The organism is Pacificimonas sp. ICDLI1SI03 (assembly GCF_054740865.1).
The window spans coordinates 237,909-262,620 of the sequence record NZ_JBSQAU010000001.1 but is presented as its reverse complement, the minus strand read 5'-3'; the positions used below and the strand labels follow the sequence as shown (position 1 = coordinate 262,620).

General features: G+C 63.8%; 33 protein-coding genes. 18 read left to right on the top strand and 15 right to left on the bottom strand.

What is annotated here, in order from left to right; genetic code table 11:
- Window positions 1–37 precede the first annotated feature (37 nt).
- From ACSMXM_RS01270 to ACSMXM_RS01240, 7 genes are all read right to left on the bottom strand, one after another.
- Window positions 38–229: a hypothetical protein gene (locus tag ACSMXM_RS01270; protein ID WP_460313265.1), complete on the bottom strand. Its 192-nt coding sequence runs from the start codon at window positions 227–229 to the stop codon at window positions 38–40.
- Window positions 226–693: a hypothetical protein gene (locus ACSMXM_RS01265; protein WP_460313263.1), complete on the bottom strand. Its 468-nt coding sequence runs from the start codon at window positions 691–693 to the stop codon at window positions 226–228. The genes ACSMXM_RS01270 and ACSMXM_RS01265 overlap by 4 nt, the downstream gene beginning before the upstream one ends.
- An 89-nt stretch (window positions 694–782) precedes the next feature.
- Entirely contained in the window at window positions 783–1,040 is a 258-nt protein-coding gene (locus ACSMXM_RS01260) for a hypothetical protein (protein ID WP_460313261.1), read from the bottom strand.
- A 1-nt stretch (window position 1,041) separates the two neighbouring features.
- Window positions 1,042–3,177, bottom strand: a complete 2,136-nt coding sequence (locus tag ACSMXM_RS01255) for a hypothetical protein (RefSeq protein ID WP_460313260.1) — start codon at window positions 3,175–3,177, stop codon at window positions 1,042–1,044.
- A 3-nt stretch (window positions 3,178–3,180) separates the two neighbouring features.
- On the bottom strand, window positions 3,181–3,444 hold the full coding sequence (locus ACSMXM_RS01250; protein ID WP_460313258.1) for a hypothetical protein: 264 nt from the start codon (window positions 3,442–3,444) through the stop codon (window positions 3,181–3,183).
- Complete coding sequence (locus ACSMXM_RS01245) at window positions 3,441–4,619, bottom strand: DUF7146 domain-containing protein (protein ID WP_460313257.1); 1,179 nt, start codon at window positions 4,617–4,619, stop codon at window positions 3,441–3,443. Before ACSMXM_RS01245 ends, ACSMXM_RS01250 begins: the two co-directional genes overlap by 4 nt.
- On the bottom strand, window positions 4,616–4,918 hold the full coding sequence (locus ACSMXM_RS01240) for a hypothetical protein (RefSeq protein ID WP_460313255.1): 303 nt from the start codon (window positions 4,916–4,918) through the stop codon (window positions 4,616–4,618). Before ACSMXM_RS01240 ends, ACSMXM_RS01245 begins: the two co-directional genes overlap by 4 nt.
- 65 nt (window positions 4,919–4,983) lie before the next feature.
- On the opposite strand from ACSMXM_RS01240, the gene ACSMXM_RS01235 reads away from it, so the two are divergent.
- From ACSMXM_RS01235 to ACSMXM_RS01165, 15 genes are all read left to right on the top strand, one after another.
- Window positions 4,984–5,391 (top strand): helix-turn-helix domain-containing protein, encoded by a 408-nt coding sequence (locus ACSMXM_RS01235; RefSeq protein ID WP_460313253.1) that lies wholly within the window; start codon window positions 4,984–4,986, stop codon window positions 5,389–5,391.
- Between the two features lie 227 nt (window positions 5,392–5,618).
- A complete protein-coding gene (locus ACSMXM_RS01230; protein WP_460313251.1) occupies window positions 5,619–6,128 on the top strand; it encodes a hypothetical protein in 510 nt (169 codons plus the stop codon).
- A complete protein-coding gene (locus tag ACSMXM_RS01225; protein ID WP_460313250.1) occupies window positions 6,125–6,397 on the top strand; it encodes a hypothetical protein in 273 nt (90 codons plus the stop codon). The genes ACSMXM_RS01230 and ACSMXM_RS01225 overlap by 4 nt, the downstream gene beginning before the upstream one ends.
- Window positions 6,394–6,519, top strand: a complete 126-nt coding sequence (locus tag ACSMXM_RS01220) for a hypothetical protein (protein ID WP_460313248.1) — start codon at window positions 6,394–6,396, stop codon at window positions 6,517–6,519. The genes ACSMXM_RS01225 and ACSMXM_RS01220 overlap by 4 nt, the downstream gene beginning before the upstream one ends.
- On the top strand, window positions 6,516–6,815 hold the full coding sequence (locus ACSMXM_RS01215) for a hypothetical protein (RefSeq protein ID WP_460313246.1): 300 nt from the start codon (window positions 6,516–6,518) through the stop codon (window positions 6,813–6,815). The genes ACSMXM_RS01220 and ACSMXM_RS01215 overlap by 4 nt, the downstream gene beginning before the upstream one ends.
- On the top strand, window positions 6,815–7,096 hold the full coding sequence (locus ACSMXM_RS01210) for a hypothetical protein (protein ID WP_460313244.1): 282 nt from the start codon (window positions 6,815–6,817) through the stop codon (window positions 7,094–7,096). Before ACSMXM_RS01215 ends, ACSMXM_RS01210 begins: the two co-directional genes overlap by 1 nt.
- A complete protein-coding gene (locus ACSMXM_RS01205) occupies window positions 7,093–7,782 on the top strand; it encodes a hypothetical protein (protein ID WP_460313242.1) in 690 nt (229 codons plus the stop codon). Before ACSMXM_RS01210 ends, ACSMXM_RS01205 begins: the two co-directional genes overlap by 4 nt.
- Window positions 7,782–8,432, top strand: a complete 651-nt coding sequence (locus ACSMXM_RS01200) for a hypothetical protein (protein ID WP_460313240.1) — start codon at window positions 7,782–7,784, stop codon at window positions 8,430–8,432. The genes ACSMXM_RS01205 and ACSMXM_RS01200 overlap by 1 nt, the downstream gene beginning before the upstream one ends.
- On the top strand, window positions 8,429–8,611 hold the full coding sequence (locus tag ACSMXM_RS01195; protein ID WP_460313238.1) for a hypothetical protein: 183 nt from the start codon (window positions 8,429–8,431) through the stop codon (window positions 8,609–8,611). The genes ACSMXM_RS01200 and ACSMXM_RS01195 overlap by 4 nt, the downstream gene beginning before the upstream one ends.
- Entirely contained in the window at window positions 8,612–8,785 is a 174-nt protein-coding gene (locus ACSMXM_RS01190) for a hypothetical protein (protein ID WP_460313236.1), read from the top strand. It begins immediately after the preceding gene.
- Window positions 8,786–8,805: 20 nt separating this feature from the next.
- Window positions 8,806–9,033, top strand: coding sequence for a hypothetical protein (locus tag ACSMXM_RS01185; RefSeq protein WP_460313235.1), 228 nt, complete (start codon window positions 8,806–8,808; stop codon window positions 9,031–9,033).
- Between the two features lie 24 nt (window positions 9,034–9,057).
- Window positions 9,058–9,405: a hypothetical protein gene (locus tag ACSMXM_RS01180; protein WP_460313233.1), complete on the top strand. Its 348-nt coding sequence runs from the start codon at window positions 9,058–9,060 to the stop codon at window positions 9,403–9,405.
- Window positions 9,402–10,694 carry a hypothetical protein gene (locus ACSMXM_RS01175; RefSeq protein ID WP_460313231.1) on the top strand — a complete coding sequence of 431 codons (1,293 nt, stop codon included), beginning with the start codon at window positions 9,402–9,404 and terminating at the stop codon, window positions 10,692–10,694. Before ACSMXM_RS01180 ends, ACSMXM_RS01175 begins: the two co-directional genes overlap by 4 nt.
- A 228-nt stretch (window positions 10,695–10,922) precedes the next feature.
- The gene (purF, locus tag ACSMXM_RS01170) at window positions 10,923–12,383 is read left to right on the top strand and encodes an amidophosphoribosyltransferase (RefSeq protein ID WP_460313230.1); all 1,461 of its coding nucleotides are present in this window, start codon (window positions 10,923–10,925) and stop codon (window positions 12,381–12,383) included.
- Window positions 12,380–13,054, top strand: coding sequence for an SDR family NAD(P)-dependent oxidoreductase (locus ACSMXM_RS01165; protein WP_460313229.1), 675 nt, complete (start codon window positions 12,380–12,382; stop codon window positions 13,052–13,054). The genes purF and ACSMXM_RS01165 overlap by 4 nt, the downstream gene beginning before the upstream one ends.
- 390 nt (window positions 13,055–13,444) lie before the next feature.
- Here the strand turns inward: ACSMXM_RS01165 and def are convergent, their stop codons facing one another.
- The gene (def, locus tag ACSMXM_RS01160) at window positions 13,445–13,990 is read right to left on the bottom strand and encodes a peptide deformylase (RefSeq protein ID WP_460313227.1); all 546 of its coding nucleotides are present in this window, start codon (window positions 13,988–13,990) and stop codon (window positions 13,445–13,447) included.
- 6 nt (window positions 13,991–13,996) lie between these two features.
- A complete protein-coding gene (gene recR, locus ACSMXM_RS01155) occupies window positions 13,997–14,596 on the bottom strand; it encodes a recombination mediator RecR (protein ID WP_460313226.1) in 600 nt (199 codons plus the stop codon).
- A gap of 143 nt (window positions 14,597–14,739) precedes the next feature.
- Here recR and fmt point away from each other — a divergent pair, with 143 nt between their 5' ends.
- From fmt to ACSMXM_RS01140, 3 genes are all read left to right on the top strand, one after another.
- Window positions 14,740–15,657 (top strand): methionyl-tRNA formyltransferase, encoded by a 918-nt coding sequence (gene fmt, locus ACSMXM_RS01150; protein WP_460313224.1) that lies wholly within the window; start codon window positions 14,740–14,742, stop codon window positions 15,655–15,657.
- Complete coding sequence (gene truA, locus ACSMXM_RS01145) at window positions 15,639–16,376, top strand: tRNA pseudouridine(38-40) synthase TruA (RefSeq protein ID WP_460313222.1); 738 nt, start codon at window positions 15,639–15,641, stop codon at window positions 16,374–16,376. Before fmt ends, truA begins: the two co-directional genes overlap by 19 nt.
- A gap of 197 nt (window positions 16,377–16,573) precedes the next feature.
- A complete protein-coding gene (locus tag ACSMXM_RS01140; RefSeq protein ID WP_460313221.1) occupies window positions 16,574–17,035 on the top strand; it encodes a hypothetical protein in 462 nt (153 codons plus the stop codon).
- Window positions 17,036–17,075: 40 nt separating this feature from the next.
- Here ACSMXM_RS01140 and ACSMXM_RS01135 read toward each other — a convergent pair whose 3' ends face one another.
- From ACSMXM_RS01135 to ACSMXM_RS01110, 6 genes are read right to left on the bottom strand one after another with little or no spacing between them, the layout of a single operon-like run.
- On the bottom strand, window positions 17,076–18,962 hold the full coding sequence (locus tag ACSMXM_RS01135; protein ID WP_460313219.1) for an XrtA/PEP-CTERM system amidotransferase: 1,887 nt from the start codon (window positions 18,960–18,962) through the stop codon (window positions 17,076–17,078).
- Window positions 18,962–20,512, bottom strand: a complete 1,551-nt coding sequence (gene xrtA, locus ACSMXM_RS01130) for an exosortase A (protein ID WP_460313217.1) — start codon at window positions 20,510–20,512, stop codon at window positions 18,962–18,964. The genes ACSMXM_RS01135 and xrtA overlap by 1 nt, the downstream gene beginning before the upstream one ends.
- Window positions 20,513–20,525: 13 nt before the next feature.
- Window positions 20,526–21,746 carry a TIGR03087 family PEP-CTERM/XrtA system glycosyltransferase gene (locus tag ACSMXM_RS01125; protein ID WP_460313215.1) on the bottom strand — a complete coding sequence of 407 codons (1,221 nt, stop codon included), beginning with the start codon at window positions 21,744–21,746 and terminating at the stop codon, window positions 20,526–20,528.
- Complete coding sequence (locus tag ACSMXM_RS01120) at window positions 21,746–22,792, bottom strand: FemAB family XrtA/PEP-CTERM system-associated protein (RefSeq protein WP_460313213.1); 1,047 nt, start codon at window positions 22,790–22,792, stop codon at window positions 21,746–21,748. Before ACSMXM_RS01120 ends, ACSMXM_RS01125 begins: the two co-directional genes overlap by 1 nt.
- Complete coding sequence (locus ACSMXM_RS01115) at window positions 22,789–23,643, bottom strand: XrtA system polysaccharide deacetylase (protein WP_460313212.1); 855 nt, start codon at window positions 23,641–23,643, stop codon at window positions 22,789–22,791. Before ACSMXM_RS01115 ends, ACSMXM_RS01120 begins: the two co-directional genes overlap by 4 nt.
- The gene (locus ACSMXM_RS01110; RefSeq protein WP_460313210.1) at window positions 23,640–24,704 is read right to left on the bottom strand and encodes an XrtA/PEP-CTERM system-associated ATPase; all 1,065 of its coding nucleotides are present in this window, start codon (window positions 24,702–24,704) and stop codon (window positions 23,640–23,642) included. Before ACSMXM_RS01110 ends, ACSMXM_RS01115 begins: the two co-directional genes overlap by 4 nt.
- Window positions 24,705–24,712 lie beyond the last annotated feature (8 nt).

Here is a 24,712-nt window from a genome sequence, read left to right as displayed (position 1 = left end):
CTTGTCAAGCCGCCTGCCGCCCGGACAGGGCGCGGGATCAGCCCAGCGCGTCCACGATCACGCTGCCCAGCACCAGATAACCGATCGCCATCAATATTCGAAACGCCTGCCGTTTTTCTTGCGTCGACTTGAAATGCGGCGCGGAATAGGAAATCTTATCTATGCCGATCAACGCCGGATAGAAGCCCAGCACGAGCAGGAATGTCGCGGCCAGCGCGCTCCCGTTCACCTGGTATCCAGCGGATTTCGCCGAGCATAGCCGCGCACGATTTGCTCCGTCTTAGGGGACGAGAACGAAAATCTGCCCCGCTTGCGCCATACCGCATGGTACTCGCCGCCATAGGCGAACGCCAGAAATGGACCGAACAGCCGCTTCCTGAACACCTGATGGCCCGCACTCCGCAGCTTCGCCTCCAGGTCGTGGCGGCACAACGCGCTTTCCATTCGCGGGATTGGCGCAAAATGCGGCACGCCGGGCGGCGCGATCTTCATGTCGCGCAGCATGCGGATCATTTCCGTGCACGTTCTCGTGCGCAGCTCCCGGTGCTCTCGGGAGAGCGCCAGATGGCCAACCTTATATTCGTGCTGGACCACACCCGCCGCGCCCTGGTCCAGCGCCGCATTCCATGCATTGATCAGCGCATCGCCGGAACAATGCGCGCATTTCTCGATCGTCGGTGACACCCCTGTCATATTTAATCTCCCCTGTCGTATTTCTCTGCCGCAGGCGAAACGATCCGTAAAGAGGCAGGCGCTAGGGAAAGGCGACGGCGAACGCCATCTCACCCCTCCCAGTCCCGCGCTGGCGCATATTCGTAATGCCCGCAATAATCTTCATCCGCCGCGCGATCCGGAAATGCAGTCATCGGATGCTTCCGCGCCATTTCCGCATAATATTCGGACCGGCCGAAATGACGGTCGCAACTCACCCGCGCGGGACAGTTCCAGTCAGAACACAGCCATGGCTTGCCCGACGCGATGTGCCGCGCGCTCTCCGGCCCCCTGTCCCAGCCGCTTCGCACCATGCCGCCGAACGCCATGTCACCCCTCCCGCCGCGCATCGCTGTCGGCCACCGGCCATCCCTGTGCGTCGACCTCGACGAAATGGCGCAGCGGCACCCACACGGCGCCGCGCGCATCTGCCATGCCGATGCGCGTCTTGCGGCCGCCGATCGCGCCGTCCAGGCGCGACAGCGATTGCCGCCACACGCCGGATGTGCCCGACCGCGCCTGCCAGATTTCGTCGCGGAACAGCCGTGCCAGCGCCGCATCGGCGCTCGCCACCGCCAGCATGATCTCGGATCCGTCGCCTTTGACGGGCGGGCCATAGCTGTACTGGCCATTATCCTTGCGCACGACGCTGATCACCCGCATGCCATTATTGCCCAGCCGCTTCACCGCCGCATCGGTGGCGGCATGGCCGTCCATGTCTGTGGCGGTCAGCGCCTCGACGATCCAGTCGGCCACCGGGCGCGGCTCCCGCCCGCCCGATGACGGCAAATGCGTCGTCGACAGGAATATGGCGCAGCGTTCCTCGTCGCCCACATCCTCCTGCTTCTCGGCCAGCTTGTGCGCCGCGAACATTTCCGCCCATTCCTCGCACCGGGTCGACAGCGGGCTGTCGTCGGGATCATCGACGGGCGCGGGGCTTTCGGGATCGTCGCGCCGGTCGAACATCATCAGGTCGCAACAGGTAAGGAGCGTGCCGAACTGGTCCTGGCCGCGTCCATTATGGCCGTTCGCCTGCAACGCCAGCTGATATTGCCGCAGCGTCGCATCGAACCGGCCCCAGCCATCGACCATGCGGCGGCGCAGCTTCGCGCCCATGTCCAGCATGTCCTGCTCCGCCGTCGGCGGCGGCGTATCCCACGCCTCGAACCGGTTGAGTTCAAGGACGCCCAGCCGCGACAGATCCTGCCCCTGCATGGGCGGGATCAGGATACTGGAAAACAGGAACGCCGCGCGAATGGTGAAACTATGGCCCTTATGGTCCTGCCCGCCGCGCACGGCATTGCCGCCCGACGCCGCCTGCCGCGCCAGCTTCACCAGCGACTGCAGCTTGCGATTATCCTCCTCGCTTTCCTGCTCGTCGAGCGCGACGGGCAAAGTCTGGTGACCCAATATCTGCCTGATGCCCGCCTCGGTCGCGTCGGATGCATACAGTAATCCGCGATTGCGCCCGCCCAGCCAATGTTCCAGCAGCTTTTGCAGGCTGGACTTGCCGGTCCCCTTCGATCCGGTCAGCCAGATCATCGGCCGCCAGTCGGGCGCGCCGCCCAGCATGGCCGCCCCGACCCAGCCCAGCAGCAGCATGGCGTCCATTTCTGCCCGCTTGAACCGCCATGTCTTGAGGAGGGTCAGCGCCGCCGCCCCCACCTGTTCGCGTTCCGGCACCGGCGCCTCGTGCGGCCGCGCGCCCTTCGGCGCCGCCGGATAGACCATGTCGCCGATCATGCCGGGATCGCGCCACTGGGGCCGGTCGCCGTGAATATAGATCTTGTCGCCGCAATGCAGGATCAGCTCGCCATCCGGCCCGCGATGCGCGCCGCGCCCGCGTTCCTTGTCCTCCGGCGACCATATGCCCTGGTACGAACAGGCGGTCATCAAATCGGCGCCGGCATCCTCGACCGCCATGCCGTTGTGCTTCCACAGCGTTTCCAGATCGTTCTTGTCGCTTAATCGCGTCGATCGCGGCCACAGCTTCTGCGGCAGCGACTTGGCCTGCGATCCGAACAGGCCCAGCAAAACCATTTTGTTCTTATGGTCCTTGTCCTTGACCGCGCGCACCTGCCCCATCGCGTCCAGATAGAAATAGATGTCGCCCAGCTGGCCCAGCGGCTTCACCGGGCACCTGTCGGGCAGCACGCCATCGTCCCTGTCGATCCACAGCGGCTTGCCGAAATCGTCCAGCTCTGTTGGCGGTCGAAACCAGCGGTCATCCTCCGCGACAGTGCTGCGCTGATCGCTTTTCGATCCACCCCGTGACGCCTTGCGGGCGGCTCCCTTAGGGGCTTCCTGCTCATCCGGTTCCTGCGGGGGGGGCACGGGGCGCTCGTCCCGCCCCACCCCTTCCGCCGCCCCCGATGACGACGCCACCGCCAGCGGCGGCTTCACCTTCGCCGCCGCCGCCGCCTGCGCGAACGTATCTTTCGGGTCTATATTCTGTGGAGTGGGCAAGGATCAGCCGTTCTTGCCATAATCCATGGACGAAAGCGCCTTGGCGACCAGATTCCAGACGTGCTCTCGCAACCGAGGGTGCTGCAACACACGCCCTTCGCGCTGGACCGTGCGCCTCGCCAACGCTTCGTCGGAACGTCCTTTAAACGTGCGAACTCGATAGTCGCCTTTGTTCTGGCAACCGCCAATATTATCGATATCCATTCTGGCCAGCGTCGTTACCTGGCCGGAAATTGCGCTCCACAATTCAACTTTTACAACGATCATGTCCCATCCCCTCCGCTCACCACAGGAACCGCCATCCGCTTGCCGGTCAGCACGTCGTTCCAGTCCTTGAAATCTTCCGGCGGCGTCAGGGCGGCGACGGCATAGCCGCGCGCGCGCATCGCCTGCAGGCCGTCCTCGGTCGCCTTTGCCGCCGCGCTGCCGGGCGCATCGTTCTGCACCGCAAACCAGATCGTCCCCATCTGCTGCGGTGGCGGCAGCGCCAGGCTGAACATCGCCCCGACGGACACGCCCGCCACCACGCGCCGCGCCGGGTCCAGCACGGCGCAGGACAGGCCGTCCTCGATCCCTTCCGACACGGTCAATTCCGTGCCCTGCGGCACGTCGGACAATTTCATATCGCCCGCCGCACCCTTCCACAGCGGGATGTGCGCGCCCTGATAATCGCCCAGCACCATTTTCGGCTGCGCCAGCGCCGCCTTCGTCACCACCTCGCCATCCGCCCAATCCTCGGGCACGCCCAGCCAGGTGCGATGAACCGCGGCGAACTTACCGTCCGGCCATTGCACCCGCGCCACCATGGCGGGCACGCCGGGCCAGGCGCGCGCCGGCACATGCGCCCCGGCGGCCAGCTCGCCGCATTTGCAGGCCGGATCGAACCGCAGCGCGCGCGGCCAGCGCGGCAGCACGATGCCGCGCCCGGCCAGATAGGCCGCGACCGGCGAGGCGTCACCCGAACCGGCTGACAGGAATATCCGCTCCGCCTGCCCGCGCAGCCATGCCTGCCGCTGCGCCCGCGCCTCATCATCCTTCGCCTTGCGCGCGACGCGCCGCGCCCGCGCCTTGGCGATACTGTCGGGGTCGCGATCGTCGACGCCCAGATGCGCGCGCGCCCACTGGATCGCGCGTTTCAGATCGCCGCCGAAATTCACTTCCGCGACCAGCGACAGCATATCGCCCGCGCGGCCCTTCGATCCTTTCGACGCCGCGAATTCGGTCCAGCGCCCCCGCATGCCGCCCGACAGGTCGACCACCAGGCTGGTGCCGGGGCCGCCATGAAAGCCGCTGGCGTAATAATGCCGCCCGCGCGCCTGCCCGCCGGGCAGCAGATCGCGGACCAGCGCATCGACTTCCTGCGCCAGCATGTCGGCCAGGTCGGACAATTCGATTTCCACGCGCGGCCGTGAAGGTGCGCCGCTCGTCGCGCCCCCACTCATCGCGCCGCCGCCCGTTCCTCGTGCACGGGCGCATCCCCCGGATCGGCGCGCAACACCGTCGACTGACGGATGCACCAGCCCAGCCAGTCGGCAACACTGACACCGCGCCCGGCCACATCCTCCGCCCATGTCAGCTGCGCCACGCGCTCCAGCTGCGCCATGGGCGGCGGCGACGGGCTCTTTTCCCACCGGCTCCACGTCGTCAGGACGACCCCGGCCAGCGCCGCCGCCTGCCCGATTGTCAATTCATTACGGATGCGCCATGAAACCAGCGGATGCAATGGAGAGGGAGGGTTCATATTGTGGTTTTAACTTTTTTTGTTAAAAATGGGCAAGCACCAATTTCGGAAAGTGGAATTCGGATATGACGGGAAATGTAATACCTATTCGCCCCATGAGCGCATGGACGAAGCCCGAAGACTGCCCGAACCGCATCAGGGAAGTGCGCCTGGCGCTGGGCCTGACGCTGGAACAATTGGCGGAAAAGACCGGCATGCACATGCAGACGCTGCACCGCCTGGAAACCGGCGGCTCGGAACTGAAAATGTCGCATGCGCGCCAGATCGCCGAGGCGCTGGAGATGGCGCCCGTCGACCTGCTGTCGCCCGCCGACAACCCCAACGGCCCCAGATCGCCCGATGAAGTGCGCCTGCTGCGCCGCTACCGCCAGATGGACGGCCGCACGCGCAGCAATCTGCTGGTCATCGCGGAAAATATCGACGGCCAGGGCAATGGCCGCGACGCGGACCAACAGGACGCCGACGCCGCCTAAGCCGGGCAATCCCGGAAACGTGTGCCGCGAACCGCCTGCTTCCCCCGCCTTTCCCACGACCTCCGTCCGCCTCGCGGGCGCGGGAGGGCACCGTTCGTCTGAAAATCACTCAACTCACCGCATTTCTGTTCGCCTAACGTTCCTGTCATTTTCATTTAATGTTATTTCCGACTTGACGATTTAACATTTTTTGTGAAATTTGGGCCTCCGAACTAACGGAGGCTAGCATGACCAACGTCCACGCATTACCCGTTCCGGCCCGCGCCTTCCGCGCGGCCCCCGGACGCGGCACCACCCCCACCGAAGGCCGGGAAACCCCGGCAACCCTGTTCCAGCGCCTGACACAGGCCGCCGACGGCACTGGCGGCATCGGCCAGCGCACCATCTCTTTCGGCGCCATCAAGATGGACCTGCTGGGCGACCAGCGCGTCCCCGGCACGCCAAAATGCAGCACGGCGAAGGCAGTCCGCTACATAGAGGGGCTGTGCGCCCACGAAGGCTTCCCCCTGCCGCTGCCGCGCCTGGTGCGCGGTGGCGGCGAAGCCCGCCTGACGACCCGCGACGTCCACCACACCAGCCGCTGGCCGCGCGACGCGTACGAGGCATGGCTGGCCCGCTTCCGCGACGGTGGCGATCCCGGCGGTGCGACCGCCGCCGCCCCCCCGGCGGCAACCCCCCAGGACACCGCCGCCCTCGCCGAGGGCGAACGCCGCCTCGCCGAAAGGCTGGCAGGATGAGCGCCCCGGCGAAGGAGCGGTGCCGCAACTCGGACAGCTGCGGCAATGCCGGGTTCGACGACCGGTTTACCTGCCCGTCCTGCTATCAGGACTTCAATCACGATATTGAAGATGAGGACGCAGGCGCAGATTATTTGCTCTGCGAAAACTGCGGCGACCAGCTGCGCGTACACGTCGAACAGCAGCCCGTCGCCACCGCCATCAACGCGGACAATTACGACTGGGACGAAGACGTCGCGGCGGAACGCTTTGCGGGCATGGACACATGACCCTCTCAAAACCCCACCATCACCCCCACCCCGACGACACCCGCCTACGCCGCCTGCGCATGGGCCGCATCGGCATCGGGATCGCCGGGCTCGCGCTGCTGCTGGCGCTGTTGCTGTCATGACCAGCTGGCGCTTCCCCCATAGCCGCCTGATCCACCCCGAACTGGCGGTACAGGACGGGGACGGGCCGCACGGCAGCACCGGCCCGGCCACGCCGCTGGAAAAGCCCACGAAAACGCGCCTGTACGAGGCGCTCGCCGCCGCGAACGGCGCCCCGGTCAGCGTCGAGGACCTCGCCGCCGCCGCCGGCATCTCCCCCGATCATGTCGTGGTTGCCGTCACCACCCTGCGCCGCACCGGCACCGCCATCGTGCGCGGCACCACCTACCGCCTGCTCCCCGACGAATGGCCCGACTGATGGCGATGAGCAAAGCGACGGTTGCCGCCCGCGAGCTGGAACGCCTCGACGCGGAAGCCCCCGCTGGCAAATGGACAGCGAAGGTCTGGCGGCACGCCGGGCAGGCCGACACGGTATGTGTGAAAAACGCCGACGACAGCGAAATCATCAACTGGATGGGTTTCGATGGCAACTCCGTCACAAAAGCCGAAGCGCGCGCGACGGCCCGCTTTGTTGCCGCCCTCGTCAATGCATACCGCGCGGGCTTTCTGATTTCCCCTGCTTCGGACGACAACCAGTGACCCTCCCCACCTGGGACTGGGATTGGGCGATGCCCAAGGCGCGGACCCTGCCCTGGCGCGTCACGGCGCGCGCGATGCGCGACGAACTCGGCCATGAACGCAGCTATGCGCTGAAACATCGCGACCGCGATATTTCGCTCGGCCGCACAACGGCAGAGGCGGTGGAGCGCGACACCGATATCATCGGCACATTGCTGCAGCGCCTCGATCCCGACGGCGACACCATCGACCTTGCCGCCTGCGGCTCCACCTGGACACAGCGCGTCGACTGGGCGCGCCGCGCGCTCACGCAGAAACGCCGCGGCTATGCCCGCCTGGTAGAGGGCGGCAGCATGACCGCAGCCACCGCGCGCGAACGGCTCGACGCCATGCAGGGGGTGCACTGGTGGCTGTTCGCCCGCCTCGGCACGGCCGACGAGGCCGTGATGCGCGCCATGATCCCCGATGACGAGACGATCAGGACCAGCGCCGACCTGCCCGAGGGTTCCTGCGGCGCCCGCTTCGGCGCCCCGGCGCGCCGCTGGCTCACCACCCACGCGACGGAGCGCGACTGGCTCCGCGTCCGCACCGCCTTTTTCCGCGTCGCGTTCCGCCAATGGTTCGCGCGCGGCGACGCCCTGATCGCCGCCCATGAAGCCGCGACCGGGAACAGCCAAAATCGCGCCCAGAGAGAGGAAGCCGCATAATGCCCCAGACGCCCCGCACACCCGATCCGAACGACGACTGGCAGGACGGCCTGTCCGCCATGGACGGCGACGAAAGCGCCCGCATCGCCGCCGAACAGCGCCGCCGCCGAAAGATGGCCCGCTACATCAGCACCACCTCCGGCACCCTCGACACCCACACCGGCCAGCACGTCGACGAACGCCCCTCCGGCAAGCGTGTCCGCCTTGCCCTGCTGGCCGGCGCCGATTGGAGTGGTGACATGGTGACGGATGAACAGGTTGAAGTTCCAGCACACGACGACATAGATGGAATGAAGTGGGCAAAGGCTTTCTGCCACCGCTTCCCATCGGTCGAACTGGACGATGCGCTCGGCTGGTTCTGCAACGCGATCATGGCGGGGTACGACACTGCTAGGAATAAATATGAACCCGTAGCCCTCGCAGCCGAACAAGTCAGTGGATGGAGGCCGATAGAGGACGCGCCGAAAGATGGCAGCATCATCCTGATAACCAGCGTTTCCCCGCTGTGGAAATACCCGTTCCCAGCAAAGTGGGATGGAGACTGGTGGTTATTTGCCGACGAGCCTCTGAATGATATTTGGGGTGTCAGCAATCTTGTTTCGCACTGGATGCCTCTCCCACCCCTCCCCACAGAGGAGCAATCGTCATGAATTCGGAAACATTTATGGACCGGGCACTGGCATGGCTGGGAATGCTGCACATTCGGCTCGCCTACCGGATCGTCTGGCTAGGCGCGCGCCTCGGCCACAACCCCTCGTACTGGGTTTACCGGGCGATGTGGGATGCAAACCTAGACCTGCCGCCCCTGCCCAAGAAGGAGGGCAAATAGATGACCCCCGAAGATTTCGACGACTTCCCCCTGTGCGATGAATGCGGCGAGCCGCTGCACGTCGACGATGCCGATCTGTGCCCCGACTGCCATGATCGCGAATATGATCCCGATGCCTATGCGTACCGCCAGGATGGCGCCTATGATGAGGGCGAGCCCGATTTTAACGATTGATCACAGGAAAGGCGTTCAGGATGGCCGACGAGAAAGTTTATGCATCGCAGTTTTGGATGGATGATGAGGGATATACCGGGCCGGTGATGTCGCGGGGTACGAACCCGCACCGTTGGGCCATCGATATGGAGGCCCGGTTCGGCATCCCGAAGGAAGACTTGCTGCCCTGGTGCACCAACATGATCAATACAGCCATCGACCTGACAAAAGCCGCTGACACGGACGACGAGCCCCGCCGCCTGAACTAAAGCCCTATCCATGGACCCCCCGCCATGCCTTCCCGCACTGCCCCTAACAACGCCGCCCGCATCGATACGGTCCGCGCCGCGCGCGACCTGATCGGCGCCGCCGGCGTGGCGCAGCTGACCGGCCTGGGCTTACGCGACGTGCAGCGCATCGTGCAGGACGGCAGCCGCCGCCGCGTCACCGATGAGGAGCTGGAGCGCCTGCGCCGCGCGCTGGCGGAGGACATGCTGCCGCGCCTGCGCCGCATCGCCCGCGCCGCCGAAACCCTGAAAGACGGCACCAGCCTGCCCGAACCGCCCCGCCCGCGCCGCCCCGTCGACGCCCGCGACGCCGCCGCCTACCGCAAATTGGCCCACAGGGGAGCCGCTGAATGAAAATCACCATCCCGCGCCTGCGGCCAAAGCCGAACAAGGACGGCACGGTCAATTATTTCTGGGAACCCAGCCGCTCGATGCGGCAGCATGGCTGGCAAAGCCGCGCGCTCGGCAAGGATTTCGAGGGTGCCTGCGCAGAGGCGAAGCGCCTGAACGAGAAGGTCGACGCGTGGCAGGAGGGCAATTTGACCCTGCCGCAGGTACGCGCCGCCGCGCGCCGCCACACGCTGCGCGACGTCTGGAACCATTTCGTGGACGCCGGCTATCCATCGGTGCGCAGTCCGGGCACCTTCCTGAAACCGAACACGATCGAGGCCTATAAATATAGCTGGTCCTATATCGAGGCATGGGCGGGCGACGTCGCGATCAGCGCCATCGACAACCGCCAGGTAAAGAAACTTGTGGCGCTGCTGCTCACACCGGACAAGAACGGCGTGGTGCGCCACACGCGCGCCTTCAACACCGTCAAGGATCTGCGCACCCTGTTCACCTATGCGCAGGAGGTGCTGGGATGGATCGACAGAAATCCGGCGGCGAAGGCGCGTATCTCGAAACCGCGCCCGCGCCGCACGCTCATTTCCCATGCCGCCCATGATGCGCTGGTCAATGAATTCGATGCGCTGGGAGAGAAGGGCATGGCCCTTGCCTGCATGATCGCCGAAAAGCTGGGCCAGCGCCCCGGAGACGTGCGCCGCATGTCCCTCAGCAAATGGCGCATCATCCATCGCTATGAACTGACCGACGTCTCGGATGCCGACTATGCCATATTGTGCGAGGGGCACGAGGATGTGCGCGGTTTCGAAATCCGTCAGGAAAAGACGGAGGCCTGGGTGTGCATCCCCGTCGATGGAGAGGCCCGCATCCGCATCGAAATGGCGGCACAGGAAGCTAGGCAGGCGGGAAGCACCCTCCTGATCCGCGACTGGCGCACCGGGCTGATGTATGACCGCTGGCGCTTCCAGGAATTGTTCAGAACGACCCGGATTGCCGCTGCGCAGCGCGCGATACGGTCGGGGGACAGCGACCTGGCGACCGACCTGACCGGCATTCAATATCGCGACTATCGGCGCAGCGCCGTGGTGCATCTGCACCGCCTGGGCGTCAACGTTCCGGGGATCAGCGCCACCACCGGCCACTCCCTCGACGACGTGACCGATATCCTGAAAACCTACATGCCGACGACGATCCCCGCCGCCGCGCGCAGCCGCATCACCGCGCTCAAGAACCACGCCGAACTGACGGCCGATGCAGCACGAAGAACCGCCGCCCTCACCGCCAAAAAAGAATGACCGGCAGCAAAAAAATCGGCGCTCCCCACGCCAATGTCGGAACTTCCGACATTTAAATGTCGGAAGGATAAGCGCCAAGGGAGGCGGTTCTCTATATTCATCAAACGCTTGGCACTATTTTCAACCCCCGCGCTACCATGCGCCCAACGCATGGCAGTCCCTTTGGTGACATTCGCATGCGACGCGCCTATATGCGGGCTACTCCGCAGCCGTCCGGAACCTCTGTTCATGCTCACAACCAATCCTTTCGACGACGACAAGCTGCGCGAGGAGTGCGGCGTATTCGGCGTATATGGCGCCGAGGGGGCCGCGGCGCTGACCGCGCTGGGCCTGCATGCGCTGCAGCATCGCGGGCAGGAGGCGGCGGGCATTTCCAGCTGGGACGGTACGCTGTTCTATACCAAGCGGGAAATGGGTCACGTCGCCGGCAATTTCGATTCGGAGGAAGCGATCCGGCAATTGCCCGGCCATGCCGCCATCGGTCATGTGCGTTATTCGACAACGGGCGAGACGGCCATGCGCAATGTGCAGCCCCTGTTCGCCGAACTGTCTTCGGGTGGCTTCGCGGTGGCGCATAACGGCAATATCTCCAACGCGCTGCACCTTAGGAAGGCGCTGAACAAGCGCGGCTCCATCTTCCAGTCGACCAGCGACACGGAGGTTCTGATCCACCTGGTCGCGACATCGGCGTATCGGCCGCTTCTCGACCGCATCATCGACGCGCTGAAGCAGGTGGAAGGCGCCTACAGCCTTGCCTGTCTGACGCCGGAAGGACTGATCGCCTGTCGCGACCCGCTGGGCATCCGCCCGCTGGTTCTGGGCAAGCTGGAAGAAACCTATATCGTGGCATCCGAAACGGTGGCGCTGGACATCGTTGGCGCGACCTTCATCCGCCAGGTCGATCCCGGCGAGCTGCTTGTGATCGGCGAAAAGGGCATCCGGTCCCTGCGCCCCTTTGGCGATCACGCCCCACGTCCGTGTATTTTCGAACATGTCTATTTCTCGCGGCCCGACAGCACGCTGGACGGCAACAGCGTCTATGCGGTCAGGAAGAACATCGGGTCCGAGCTGGCGAAGGAAAGTCCGGTCGACGCCGATGTCGTCGTTCCCGTCCCGGACAGCGGCAACCCCGCCGCGCTGGGGTTTGCACAGGAAGCGGGTATCCCCTTCGAACAGGGTATCATCCGATCCCATTATGTCGGTCGCACCTTCATTCAGCCGGGTCAGGGCATTCGCGACCTGTCGGTGAAGCTGAAACACAATGCCAATCGCGGCGTCGTCGAGGGCAAGCGCGTCGTCCTGATCGATGACAGTATCGTGCGCGGCACCACCAGCCTGAAGATCGTGCAGATGATGCGCGATGCCGGGGCAAAGGAGGTGCACATGCGCATTGCGAGCCCGCCGACGCGCAATCCCTGCTTCTATGGCGTCGATACGCCGGATCGTTCCAAATTGCTGGCGGCGCAGATGGACATCGAACGGATGCGCGCCTTCATCAAGGCGGACAGCCTGTCGTTCATCACTGTCGACGGCCTTTACCGCGCGCTCGGCCTTGCATCGCGCGATGATACCAAGCCGCAATTTTGCGACGCTTGTTTCACCGGCGCCTATCCCACCAGCCTGACCGATCAGGAGGATGAAGCGGGACCGGACCAGTTCAGCCTGCTGGCAGCGCAGGCCGCGGAATGACTGGCGCGTCTCCCCAGGCTCTCGCGCTCGTCACCGGTGCGTCCCGCGGCATTGGCGCCGCCACTGCAAAACATCTGGCGGCACAGGGTTATCATGTTCTCCTGACCGCCCGCACCGAAGGCGGTTTGGAAGAAGTCGAGGACGAGATCCACGCCGCCGGGGGTACCGCGACGCTTGCGCCGTTCGACCTGTCGGATTTCGAGGCTGTGGACAGGTTGGCGCAGGCCGTTGCCGGCCGCTGGGGCTGGCTGGACGCCCTGATCCTGAACGCGGCCATGCTGGGCGACCTTGGGCCCCTGCCCCATAGCGATCCCGACGAGTTCGAGACGCTGTTCAAACTGAACGTCACCGCCAATTTTCGCCTGCTGAAGGCGTTCGATCCACTGCTTCGCGCCGCGCCAAAGGCGGATGTGGTTGCGATCACATCCTCTGTCGCAAAGACGCCGCGCGCCTTTTGGGGACCCTATGCGGCATCGAAGTCGGCGCTGGTCACCCTGGTGCAAAGCTATGGCGAAGAGATGGACGGCCTGGCCGACGTCCTTACCCATGTCGTCGATCCGGGCGGTACCGCGACGGCGATGCGGGCAAAGGCCTTTCCCGGAGAAGACCAGACGAAGCTGAGGTCGCCTGAGGACGTAGCGGACGAAATCGCCGGAAAACTGCGCCGCTAGTTCAACCGTCGATTTTCGAGCCGATACACGCCGACGCCGGTGCGGCGGCACAAACCGGACACCCCCCACCGATCAGGCGAACCGGACAAAACGCACACTCAGCGCGCATGTGCGCGCACGCGCGCGCGTACCTATACGGGGGCCGGTGCGCCCGCCCGCAAAGCGAGGTGGGGGTTTTTCCGACGTGACGATGAGAAGGAACGAGCGGAAGAGTCTCATTTGAAATCCTATTTTCCAAATAGATTTCAGCCAATTCCGGTCGATTTATCCTACACCGTGTCGGCACGGACACTAATCTGTGCGGTTCGCTGTGCGCTTCCCTACAAATACCAAGAGGCCGTCATTCCCGCACAGGAGGAAATTGAAACCGCCCGCGAGGCAGCCGTCTGATCAGGCGGCCAGCTTCCGCATCTTCGTCAGCTTCTTCAGGACCATGTCGCGCTTCAGCTTGGACAGATGATCGATGAAGAGGATGCCCTCCAGATGGTCCATCTCGTGCTGCAGCACGGTGGCGAGGAACCCGTCGATTTCCTGTTCGTGGGCATTACCGTCATAATCGAGCCAGCGGGCGCGAATGACGGAGGGGCGGTCGATTTCGGCATATTGCTCCGGCACCGACAGGCAGCCCTCATTATAGGTCGTCATTTCCTGCGACCGTTCGAGAATTTCCGGGTTCACGAAATAGAGGGGCGCACGCACGCGCTTATCCTCGTCTTCCTCGTCTTCCTCGCCCTCCGGCAGTTCCTGCAGGTCTATGACGAGAACCCGCACGGGTTCGCCCACCTGTATCGCCGCAAGGCCGATGCCGGGCGCGGCGTACATGGTTTCCAGCATATCGTCCATCAGACGGCGCAGCTCGTCAGTGACGGCATCGACGGGCTGCGACACCTGCTTCAGGCGGGGATCCGGGGTCTCGACAATAGGAAGAATAGCCATAGCGGCCTATGTAGAAAGCGGCCGCCGCGCCCGCAAGGCTTGGGCGATCGTGCCCTCATCCAGATAGTCCAATTCGCCCCCGACCGGAACGCCATGCGCCAGAGTGGTTACCGACACACCGGCATCCTCTAGCCGTTCGGCAAGATAATGCAGCGTGGTCTGCCCCTCCATCGTGGCGTTCATGGCGAGGACCACTTCACTGACGACGCCGCCGCGAACGCGCGCCAGCAGCGGTTCCACCGACAAATCATCGGGGCCGACGCCCTCCAGCGCGGACAGCCTGCCGCCAAGGACGTGGTAGCGCCCAGCGAACAGGCGCGCGCGATCCATCGCCCACAGGTCCGCCACCTCCTCCACAACGGCCAGCAACGTTTCGTCGCGGCGGTGATCGGTACAGATATGGCAAGGATCGGACGTATCGATATTGCCGCAGATCGAACAGGTGGACATGCGCAGATCGACGGCCTGCAACGCCGCCTGCAAGGGCTTCAACGCAGTCTCTCGCCTTTTCAGCAGGTGCAGGACCGCCCGCCGGGCCGACCGGGGGCCAAGCCCGGGGAGACGCGAGAGAGCCTGGGTCAGCGCTTCGATTTCAGGAGATGACATGATGTACATTTAGGGCGGGACGCAAAGTGAACAAGCGCGCCAATTGAAGCGGCCGTTCTGATGCCCGGCGGGCAAGGCATCGGCAGGCCCGCCCGCCCGCGACAAAGGTTGCGCAACAGTCACCGGCGGCGTAGCCCGCGCGCATGCGCCTCGCCTTTATGGGAACCCCTCCTTTCGCCGCGACCGCCCTGCGGCAGCTGCACGCGGCGGGGCATGACATCGCCGCCGTTTACACACAGCCGCCCCGCGCCGCGCGGCGCGGAAAGAAGGTGCAGCGTTCTGCCGTGCATGAACTGGCGCAGGAACTGGACTTGCTGGTGCGCCATCCCGAGTCCCTGAAGGGGGCGGCGGAGCAGGCCGCCTTTGCAGGGCTGGATCTGGATGTGGCCATCGTCGCTGCCTATGGCCTGATCCTGCCGCAGGCGATCCTCGACGCCCCCCGCCACGGCTGTATCAACATACACGCATCTCTATTGCCGCGCTGGCGCGGTGCGGCGCCGGTGCAGCGCGCCATTCTGGATGGCGACAGGGTGACGGGCGTGACCATCATGCAGATGGATGCGGGGCTGGACACTGGGGCGATGCTGTTGACGCGGCAGGTGGAAATCGCGGGAAAGACGGCAGGGATGCTGACAGACGAGCTGGCCCTCGTCGGGGCCGAGCTGACAGTCGAGGCGCTTGGCGATCTTGCCGCGCTGCGTGCCGAACCGCAGCCGCACGAGGGCGCGACATATGCGCGAAAGATCGACAAGGCGGAAGCCGAGCTGGACTTCACGCGCGATGCCGTGGACGTGGAGCGCACCGTGAGGGCGTTCAATCCCGCCCCCGGCGCCTGGTTCCTCGCCAATGGCGAACGGATCAAGGTGCTGGAGGCCGCAGTGGTTGCCGACCGCGGTGCAGCAGGTACGGTTCTGGACGAGGGACGTGTCATCGCCTGTGGCACCGATGCCCTGCGGCTGCGCCTAGTGCAGCGGCCGGGGAAACGCCCCGTCGGCATAAAGGATTTCCTGAACGGCTTTGCCATGCCCGCGCGTATCGATCCGTGCCCCGCTACCGCCTGACAATTGAATATGACGGGCGCCCGTTCATGGGCTGGCAGCGGCAGGCCCATGGCGCGACCGTGCAGGCGGCGATCGAGGATGCCTTTGGAGAGTTTGCGGGTGAGACGCCGACACTGTTCGGCTGTGGCCGCACCGATTCAGGCGTCCATGCGCTGGGTCAGGTCGCCCATGTCGATCTGCAGCGCGACTTCACGCCGTTCCGCCTGTCAGAGGCGCTGAATGCAAAGCTGCGCCCGCATCCCATCGCGATTCTGGAGTGCGCCCAGGTTCCAGAGGATTTTCATGCGCGGTTCGATTGCAGGGCCCGCGCCTATCGCTACGTCATCCGCAATCGCCGTGCGCCGCTGACGCTGACCACCGGGCGCGAATGGCGCGTGCCGCAACAGCTAAACGAGGCCGCCATGCACGCCGCCAGCCAGCATCTGATCGGCAAACATGATTTCACCACCTTTCGCGCGGCACAGTGCCAAGCGAAAAGCCCCATCAAGACCATGTCGCATCTGGCCGTGCGAAGAGAGGGCGACCGAATCATCGTCGATGCGGAGGCGCCAAGTTTCCTGCACCACCAGATTCGATCAATCACCGGCTGCCTTGCCATGGTGGGCGACGGCCGCTGGACGCCGGAGGACATGAAGCAGGCGCTGCTTGCTCGCGACCGGTCCCGGCTAGGGCTTAACGCACCTCCGGATGGACTTTATTTCGTATGCGCAACATATTGAGAAAAGTGTCGGTTTCCTTGACAGATTTGTAATTGGTTTCATGAGAGGTTAAACGGCACGGGAATAAATCTTAACGGTTCCGAACGCTTATACAGATTGGCTTAATTCTTGCTTCGATTCGGCGAATTCTGAGGGACATTGATGCATAGCGATCCACAGCACGGATCCACCCGAATTGGGGCGGGAAGGCAGAGACCATGGTGATGCGAAAACGGCAGCCGCGAAATTTCTTTCCCGGCAATGCCCTCCTGCTGTGGCTGGGCGTCGGGATCTTCGTCATCGGCGGCATCTTCATTTATTTTTACGGTTCCCTTAGGGCGAGCAACCTTTCGCCGGTATCCAGCCCGGCAGCCGCATCAACGACGTCCACATCGAGTACCGTCCCCCGCGAAACGGCAAATTCGCTGCGGGAGCTGGGCATCGATGCGGAAGCCAGCAATTTGTCGCCCGAAGCGCAAAGCGCCATAGCCCGCGCGCATCAGGCCGCCCTGGCGGCCGGGCGAACGGAAACGGGCGCCGACACCTCTCAGCAGGGTCAGGACGCCGCACCAGCCGCCACAGGCGACGGCGGCGAAAATCCTGTCAGCGTTCCGGGCGAGGAAGCGGGCAATGATGCCGAGCCTGCATCGTCCGCACCTGTCGAAGTGCCGGAAATGTAGCGAAAGCCGGTCCTGCGATCAGGTTGAGCAGGGCGGTGGATTATAGGCGGCGCAGCGACTCTTCCAGCATGATCATCTGCCATAAGGTGCGGCTGTGTTCAGCCTTTCCGCTGCGATGATCCGCGGCAAGCTTTGAGAAGTTTTGCATGTCGAACCAGCCGCTGTCCGCGACCCGCGATGAACGGCTGAGCGATGCGACCCGGTCCGCCAGGGCGCCGCGAAACCAGCGTTCGATGGGGACGACGAAGCCCATTTTCTTTCGATAGAGAATATCGTCCGGCAGGTGCCGTTTGAGGCTGCGCTTCATCAGCCATTTGCCTTCGCCGCCTTGCAGACGCTTTGAAGGGGGCAGGCCCGCGATCCATTCGACCAGTTCGTGATCCAGCAGCGGCTCGCGCGCCTCAAGCCCCACAGACATGGAGGTTCTGTCCACCTTCGTCAGTATGTCGCCGGGCAGATAGTGGCGGATGTCGGTATATTGCGCCGCCCCCAGCGCGCTCGATGCCGGCGCCGCGGCAAAGGTATCCGCATAAAGATGCCGCGCCTCGTACCCACCCAGCGATGATTTCAGGCGGTCCGAGAATAAGGAGGCACGCGCATTGTCCGAGGTGACGGAGACGGCGTGATAATATGCCTCCCCCGGTGCCATGGCGAGCGCCTCCAATGTGGTTTTGGCGCGCAGGAAACGCGGCGCGCCATCCAGCTTTGGATAGGCGCGGCCCATGGCGCCAAAGACGCTGCGCCGCAGCCCGGCTGGCAGCACGCCACGGATTTTCTGCTCGTTCATGAACAGGCGGTAACGGCGATAGCCGGCCATCGCCTCGTCGGCGCCGTCGCCGGACAAAGCCACCTTCACATGTTCGCGCGCCAGTTCGCACACGCGGTATGTGGGAACCGCGCTTGCATCCGCGAAGGGTTCGTCAAAGGCGCGGCCCAGGGTCTCGATCAGGCCGTAATCATCGGCGGTGACGGTCCGCGTGTGATGTTCCGTCGCGTAACGCCTGGCAACCCCCGCCGCATGCGATGTCTCGTCAAAGCCGCCCTCGTCGAAACCGATGGACAGGCTTCTGATCTGACGTTCGGAAATGCCCGCCATCAGGGCAACGACCGCCGATGAATCGACGCCGCCGGACAGAAAGGCCGCCACTTCGACGTCGGCGACCATCCGGCTACCTACGGCGACCTCCAGCCGCTGAATGAGTTCATCGGCGAGACGCGCCGAGGATCCGCGGTGTTTCGGGCGAAACTCCAGATCCCAATAGCGGACGGGCGTAGGGGCATCCATGCCCTGCTTCAGCGTCACATGATGTGCTGGCGGCAGCTTCGTGACCGACTTCAGGATGCTCTTGTCGTCGGGGACATATCCATAGGCAAAATAGTCCTCGACCGCGCGCGGATCGATGTCGGTGGGCAAGTTGGGATAGGCCAGCAGCGCCTTCATCTCGCTGCCGAACAAGGTGCGCCCGTCCGCCAGATGCGCCATGTAGAGCGGCTTTACCCCGAAACGGTCGCGTGCCAGGAACAGCGACCGTTCGGCCTCGTCCCATATGGCAAAGGCGAACATGCCGCGCAGGCGCGGCAGCATGTCCGGTCCCCAGGCGCGATATGCCTCGATCAGCACTTCGGTATCGCTGTCATAGCGAAACTGGTGCCCCGCCGCCTCCAGCGTCGCCTTCAGTTCCCGGAAATTATAGATCTCTCCGTTAAAGACGATCTGGAAGCGGGCGTCCATGCTGGGCATGGGCTGCGTTGCATGCGTCAGATCGATGATGGAAAGTCGCCGGTGACCGAGCGCGATGCCCGGCTTGCTCCACGTCCCGCGCCCGTCTGGCCCGCGATGTTCCAGCGCGTCCGTCATGGCGTCCAGAACCTGCGGCGGCAGGGTGCGCCGGTCCCGGCGGTCGAAGGCGCCTGCAATGCCGCACATCAGCCGGTAATCGCCGCCTGGTCGATGACGCTGTCCGGGACACCCATGGCGGTGACGAAATCCGCAATGGCGTCCTGCCCTCGATCCGACGCGTCGGTTCGCTCCGTGGAAACAACCAACGTCGCCACTCGGCCCGGTCCGCCGAAGAGCCGCGTTTTCAGCAGGGCAAGTTTCGCCGCATAGTCGCTGCCCATCAATTCGTCCCCGATCAGATAATATTGCCAGACGTCGCGAATCCAGGGGCGCCGTTGCAATTGCACACCACGGCCGCCGGGGGGATTGGCGATGTCGCGGCTCCAGCTCCAGTCGCCATCCGGTTCGATCAGACCATTGCCATAGACGATCATTTCGTGATCCGGGCCCTGGCTGTCATAGATCGCGATGTAAAGGTCGACCCGGCGTCCCTCCCCATCGGCATAGCTTTGCCACGCCTGCGCATCCGAATTGTCATAGAGCGGGGTCCAGTCTGAACCATTGCGCGCTACCTTGGTCCAGCCAGGCACCTCCGGCATGTCGACGCGCGCGACGATATCGTCCGTGCCCCCCTCTACCACTACCATGCTGTAAACGGGTGCCGCAGCGATAGCGACGAGGCCTGCAATTGCCGCAATCATGAATGCGGGCGGGGCCGGGACACGCGGCGCCACACGCTGCAGGCGGGCGGGATCGAAGGCCGGATCGTCGACCGGCCGGTCGAAGAAGAACCAGCCCACCCCCAGCACGACCGCCATGACGATGGCGAAGAAGAACCAGCCATAGACGACGTGATCGACGCCCTTCGCAAAGGCCGGGGTGGTCAGATGGGCGATATAGATGGTGCCCCACGCACGAATGCCATTGGCGATGATCGCCAGCGCCACCGCACAGACCACGCAGGCAATGCGCCGAAACGTGCTCTTGAAGCATAGATGCGCGACCAGCGTGGCGAACGCCACCATGGCGACCAGAAAACGGACGCCGGAGCACGCCTCCGCCACTTCAAAGGCGCCAGTCGGGATCTGGATAAAGACGCCGTCGATGAATGCCGGCACCTCGAACAGGTCGAGCAAGAAAATGCTCATTTCCGCAGTGATCATCTGCAGAAACGGGACAAGCTGATCACCGAAGGGGATCATGAAGATCGCGTAGAATAGCGGGAACAGAAGGCCGCGCGCGACTGTCAGGCCCAGCACCAGCGGCACGCTGACCATCAGCATGCCGACGAGCGCCGTGTGACGCACGAGCGCCACGCCCGCGACCTCGCCCAGCAGCCAGCCGACACCGCCCAGCAGCAACAGGGCCGCAGCGGGCAGGAACGGGCGCGGCGTCAGCGCGGCCACTTCCCTGCGGCGCTGCCATACCAGATAGGCGATGATGGGAGGCACCAGCAGGCAGTGCTGATAGATGGAATTATTCCACCATGCGTCGAAAATGCCGAGCGCGTCGCGCCAGAACAAGGCGAGGATGGCAAGCACCAGGCCGCCCCAGACCGTCAGCGACAGACGCCAGGCAGGGGATTGCGACACGAGAGGTGTCGCATGCGCGCTATCGATGGCCGTTGCCTCATTCATGATCAGGCGCTCCTCAGCTTACCTTGTGCCGCTCTATGATCGCATCGAGCCGCTGCATCTGGTGCGGCCAGCTATATTCGGCCACCATGCGTGAGCGCGCTGCGGCGCCCAGATCACGCCGGCGCACCTCATCCTGCATCAATTCTATCAGTTGCGCGGCGAAATCCTCCGCGCTGTCGGCGATGCACAGGTCCCTTCCCGGTTCCGCGTGAATACCGGAAAATGCGTGCTGTGTCGCGACAACAGGGCGTCCCATGGCCATGGCCTCAAGAACCTTGTTCTGAACGCCGCGCGCGATACGAATTGGCGCAACGGCAATATCGGCGGCGGCAACATAGGGCCGCACGTCTGGCACGCGCCCGGTAACGCTGATGCCCTCACGCTTACCCAAGGCCTTTACCTCTTTTGACGGAGAGGAACCTACCACCCAGAATTCGGCCTTCGGCAGTGTCTTGCGTACCCGCGGCAGAATATCCTTCGCCATCCAGATGGCGGCATCGATATTGGGCTTATAGTCCATCGCGCCCGTCAGGACGAATGCAGGCTGCCCCGGCGTCATCGGCGTGAAATCCGCATCGGCGCTGAAATAATCCAGATCGACGCCATTGTTCAGCGGATAGACGGTATGGGCGTATGAGCCCGCATAGGATTTGAAGAGCGCAGCCTCCGCCTCGGAAACGAACAGGCTGGCATCGACATTACGCGCGACGTTCTTTTCGAACTGCGCCAGCAGCTTTGCCTCTCGCGCATAGATCTTTGACTTGGGCCAGGACGACTGCCGGGAATATTGGCGAAACTTGTCGGAATCGATGTCGACGAAATCCATCACGATCAGGCGTCGACGCGTGGTGTGCTTCAGGACATAGGGAGCCATCTGCCCCGAAAACAGAAACACATGATCGACGCCGCCCCGGTCGAGCAGAGCGCGCACGAAGCGGTGCATTTCCCTGTCCTCCCACATGGCGATGGAGAGCGGCTTTGCCGAAGCAAGCCCGCCGAGCAAACGCGACGCGCGCGCCCTGCCCGTCGCAACGTCGAGCAGGCACACATCCTTGCAGATGGATCGCAGAAAGGGCTCGTGCTGGCGGTCGGCGGGATCATCCACGAACGCGCCCAGATGCACGTCAAATCGTTCCGTCAGATGCTTCAGGATGTTCCACGACCGGATTTTATCGCCCTTGTCAGGCGGATAGGGGATCCGGTGCGATAGAAACAGAAGTTCGGGCTTGGCCATCAGCCGAGATTTTTCGCGATGAAAGGCCCGACGCCATTGGCAACCCACAGCGGCAGACGCTGCCACATATCAGTCATCATCTTGAATTTCGGGCTGTTAGGATTGAGGTCGGGCATCGTCGCCCCCTCGCCCAGGCGATATTCATAAACAAGCGGCTGCGGCTCGAATCCCCAATTCTTCTTGTAGGAATAGGGGCCGGTGCCGACCTTCGAGCGGCCGAAATCAAATGAGGTGCAGCCGCGCTCCCGCGCATGCTCCATCAGCATCCAATACATATGCTCGTTCGCGCGCAGCGCCCGCGCGGCAAAGACACCGCCGCCCCAATAGGGATAGACCGTTCCGTCATGATAGAAAGAGAGGACGGAAGCGACCGGCTCTCCATCCTTTCGCACCGTCAGAATATCGGCATCCTCGCCAAAACGGGACAGCATCCCCCGGAATAGAGCGCGGGGGAACACCGGGGTTCCCAAATTGCGAACGCTGGTGGCGTAGATGCGGTAATGTTCATCAAGGGCAGCCGCATCACGCCCGATCGCGACTTCAAGACCAAGCTTCAGGGATTTACGAACTTCCGCCCGCTGTTTCCGGGGAATCGCCTTCAGGTTTTCTTCGCTATCCCGATCAAGATTGCGGACGAAGGCGGCATAGGTGGTGGCTTTTTCCTGCCATTGCGGATGGATACGCCCCGGCCCGCGATATTCCAGTACGGCGATGCCGGCGCGGCGGGCAATGTCCCACGCCGCGTCATCCAGCGCGGTGAGCGCCGCTTCGTCGTCAAACAAGGGCCCGCCCTCGACCGCGAAACCGCTGGACACCAGGCTTTTGCCAAACAGAAGAGATCGAATTTCCGTCAGCGGCAGAATACCGACGGGCTGGTCGCCCCTCAGCGCCACCAGATTATGCGTGCGGTGTCCGCAGGCCGCGGAGACAGCATCGCCCCATGCCCGGCGGTGGAACGGCTTGCTGCCTTTCGCACGCGCAAGATACGCGTCATAGGCCGCATCATCGGTGACGATGCGAAGGTCACTTCCCCCAAGTGCGTTCATGCGACCAGCCGCTCCTGCTCCGGCAGAAAGACACGGTCCATGCGGTCCCAGCGAAAGCGCTTCAGCAGCTTTTCAAGCTTCGCCTGCATGACAGACAGGTTGGTATAATGCCGCACACGCGATTTCAGCGGTGCGTTCGGAATGCGCGGCTGGCCCGGGTCGATTTCCCACGGGTGGAAGTAAAACAAGGTGGGCTGTTTCTCGACACGATTGACGCGATCGATCGCCCAGGTGGAAAATTTATAGGGCAGCAGGCGAAAGAATCCGCCGCCGCCACAGGCCATGCGACGTCCCATATATTCGACCGTCGTCACCGGCACCTCGATCATGTCGCTGCCCGTGACGGGCCGGTGGGGGAAGCGCGGCGCCTCTGGCCAGCCATAATGATCGGACTGGATGGGCGCGACACTGGACGAGTAACGATAGCCCTCCTCCGCCAGCACCTCCAGCGCCCAGGCATTGTCGCGGCCGATGGAAAAACTGGGCGCGCGATAGCCGGTCACGGCAACACCTGCCGCATCCTCGATCAGCCGCTTCGCCTTTCTGAGGTCGGCGCGAAATTCGTCAGCTGTGAAGCTGTGCACACGATCATGCTGATAGCCATGGCTGGCGATCTCATGCCCGCGGGCGACAATTTCCTGAATCAAAGCGGGCGAACGTTCCGCCACCCAGCCAAGTGTGAAAAAGGTCGCGAAAACGCCATGTGTCTCGAACATGTCGAGCGAGGCACGCGTATTCGCCTCCACCCGACTGGCATGGGCGGACCAGTCCTCGCGGCGGATCACCCGCTCGAAGGCACCGACCTGGAAGTGTTCTTCCACATCGACGGACATGGCATTGACGATACTCATTCCGCGATTGGATTCCCGGGAACGACCGCGCCCGCCGACAGCCCCTCCAACTGTTCATTCATGTCCGACATCAGCGACAATAGCTGTTTCAAAACCTTGTCATGTGCCTCTGCCTGCCGCTCCAGCCGGTCCAGCCGTTCGGTCGAGGCCGCATCGGACGTGCCGCCGGAATTGCCACCGCTCTGCGGCGCACTGCCGGAGCGGGCGGCCTCTACCTGTCGATGGAAACTGGCGCGGTCGGGCATGGCATTGTCGGCGTCGTAATCGGCGACGACCTCGGTAACCAGGTCGCGGTCGAGTTCGTGCGCTTCTTCCAGCGCGGCGAACAAAAGCACGCGCGACATGATATTGTTGATGCGGCGCGGCACGCCGCCCGACGCCTCGTAGAGCGCATCATAGGCGGCGCTGGTAATGGCGGGGTCGCCGGCCCAGCCACAGCGCGCCAGACGGCTTTCAATATAGGAATCGACCTCCTCCCGGCTCATCGGTTCCAGATGATGGGACGCGATGATGCGCTGCCGCAGCTGTTCCAGATTGGGGGCGGTCGACAGCCGTGCGCGAAACTCCGGCTGGCCCAGCAGAACCGTCTGCAGAAGGGGGGTGCCGCCCTCCTGGAAATTCGACAGCATGCGCAGCTCTTCCAATGCCGCGAACGGCAGGTTCTGCGCCTCGTCGACGATCAGGACGACGCGCTTGCCCTCACGCTGCTTGGAGCGAAAGAACTGCTCCAGCTGGTTCAGAAGATAGGCCTTGTCCTCTGACCGGGGTTCCATGCCAAAGGCGTCGACCGCCAGACGCAACAGATCCTCGCCATTGATCATCGACGTGACGATATTGCCAATGACGATGCCCTTGCCCGCATTCTGCTGCAGAACGCGCGCCACCAGCGTCGTCTTTCCGGCGCCAATGTCACCTGTGACGATGATGAACCCCTCACCCTGGGCAAGGCCGTAGGTTAGATAGGCCATCGCCTTGTGGTGGGTACGCGTATCGACATAGAAATCGGGATCAGGCGTTAACTGAAACGGCTTGCCGTTAAGGTTGAAAAAGTCCGTATACATGCCGCATT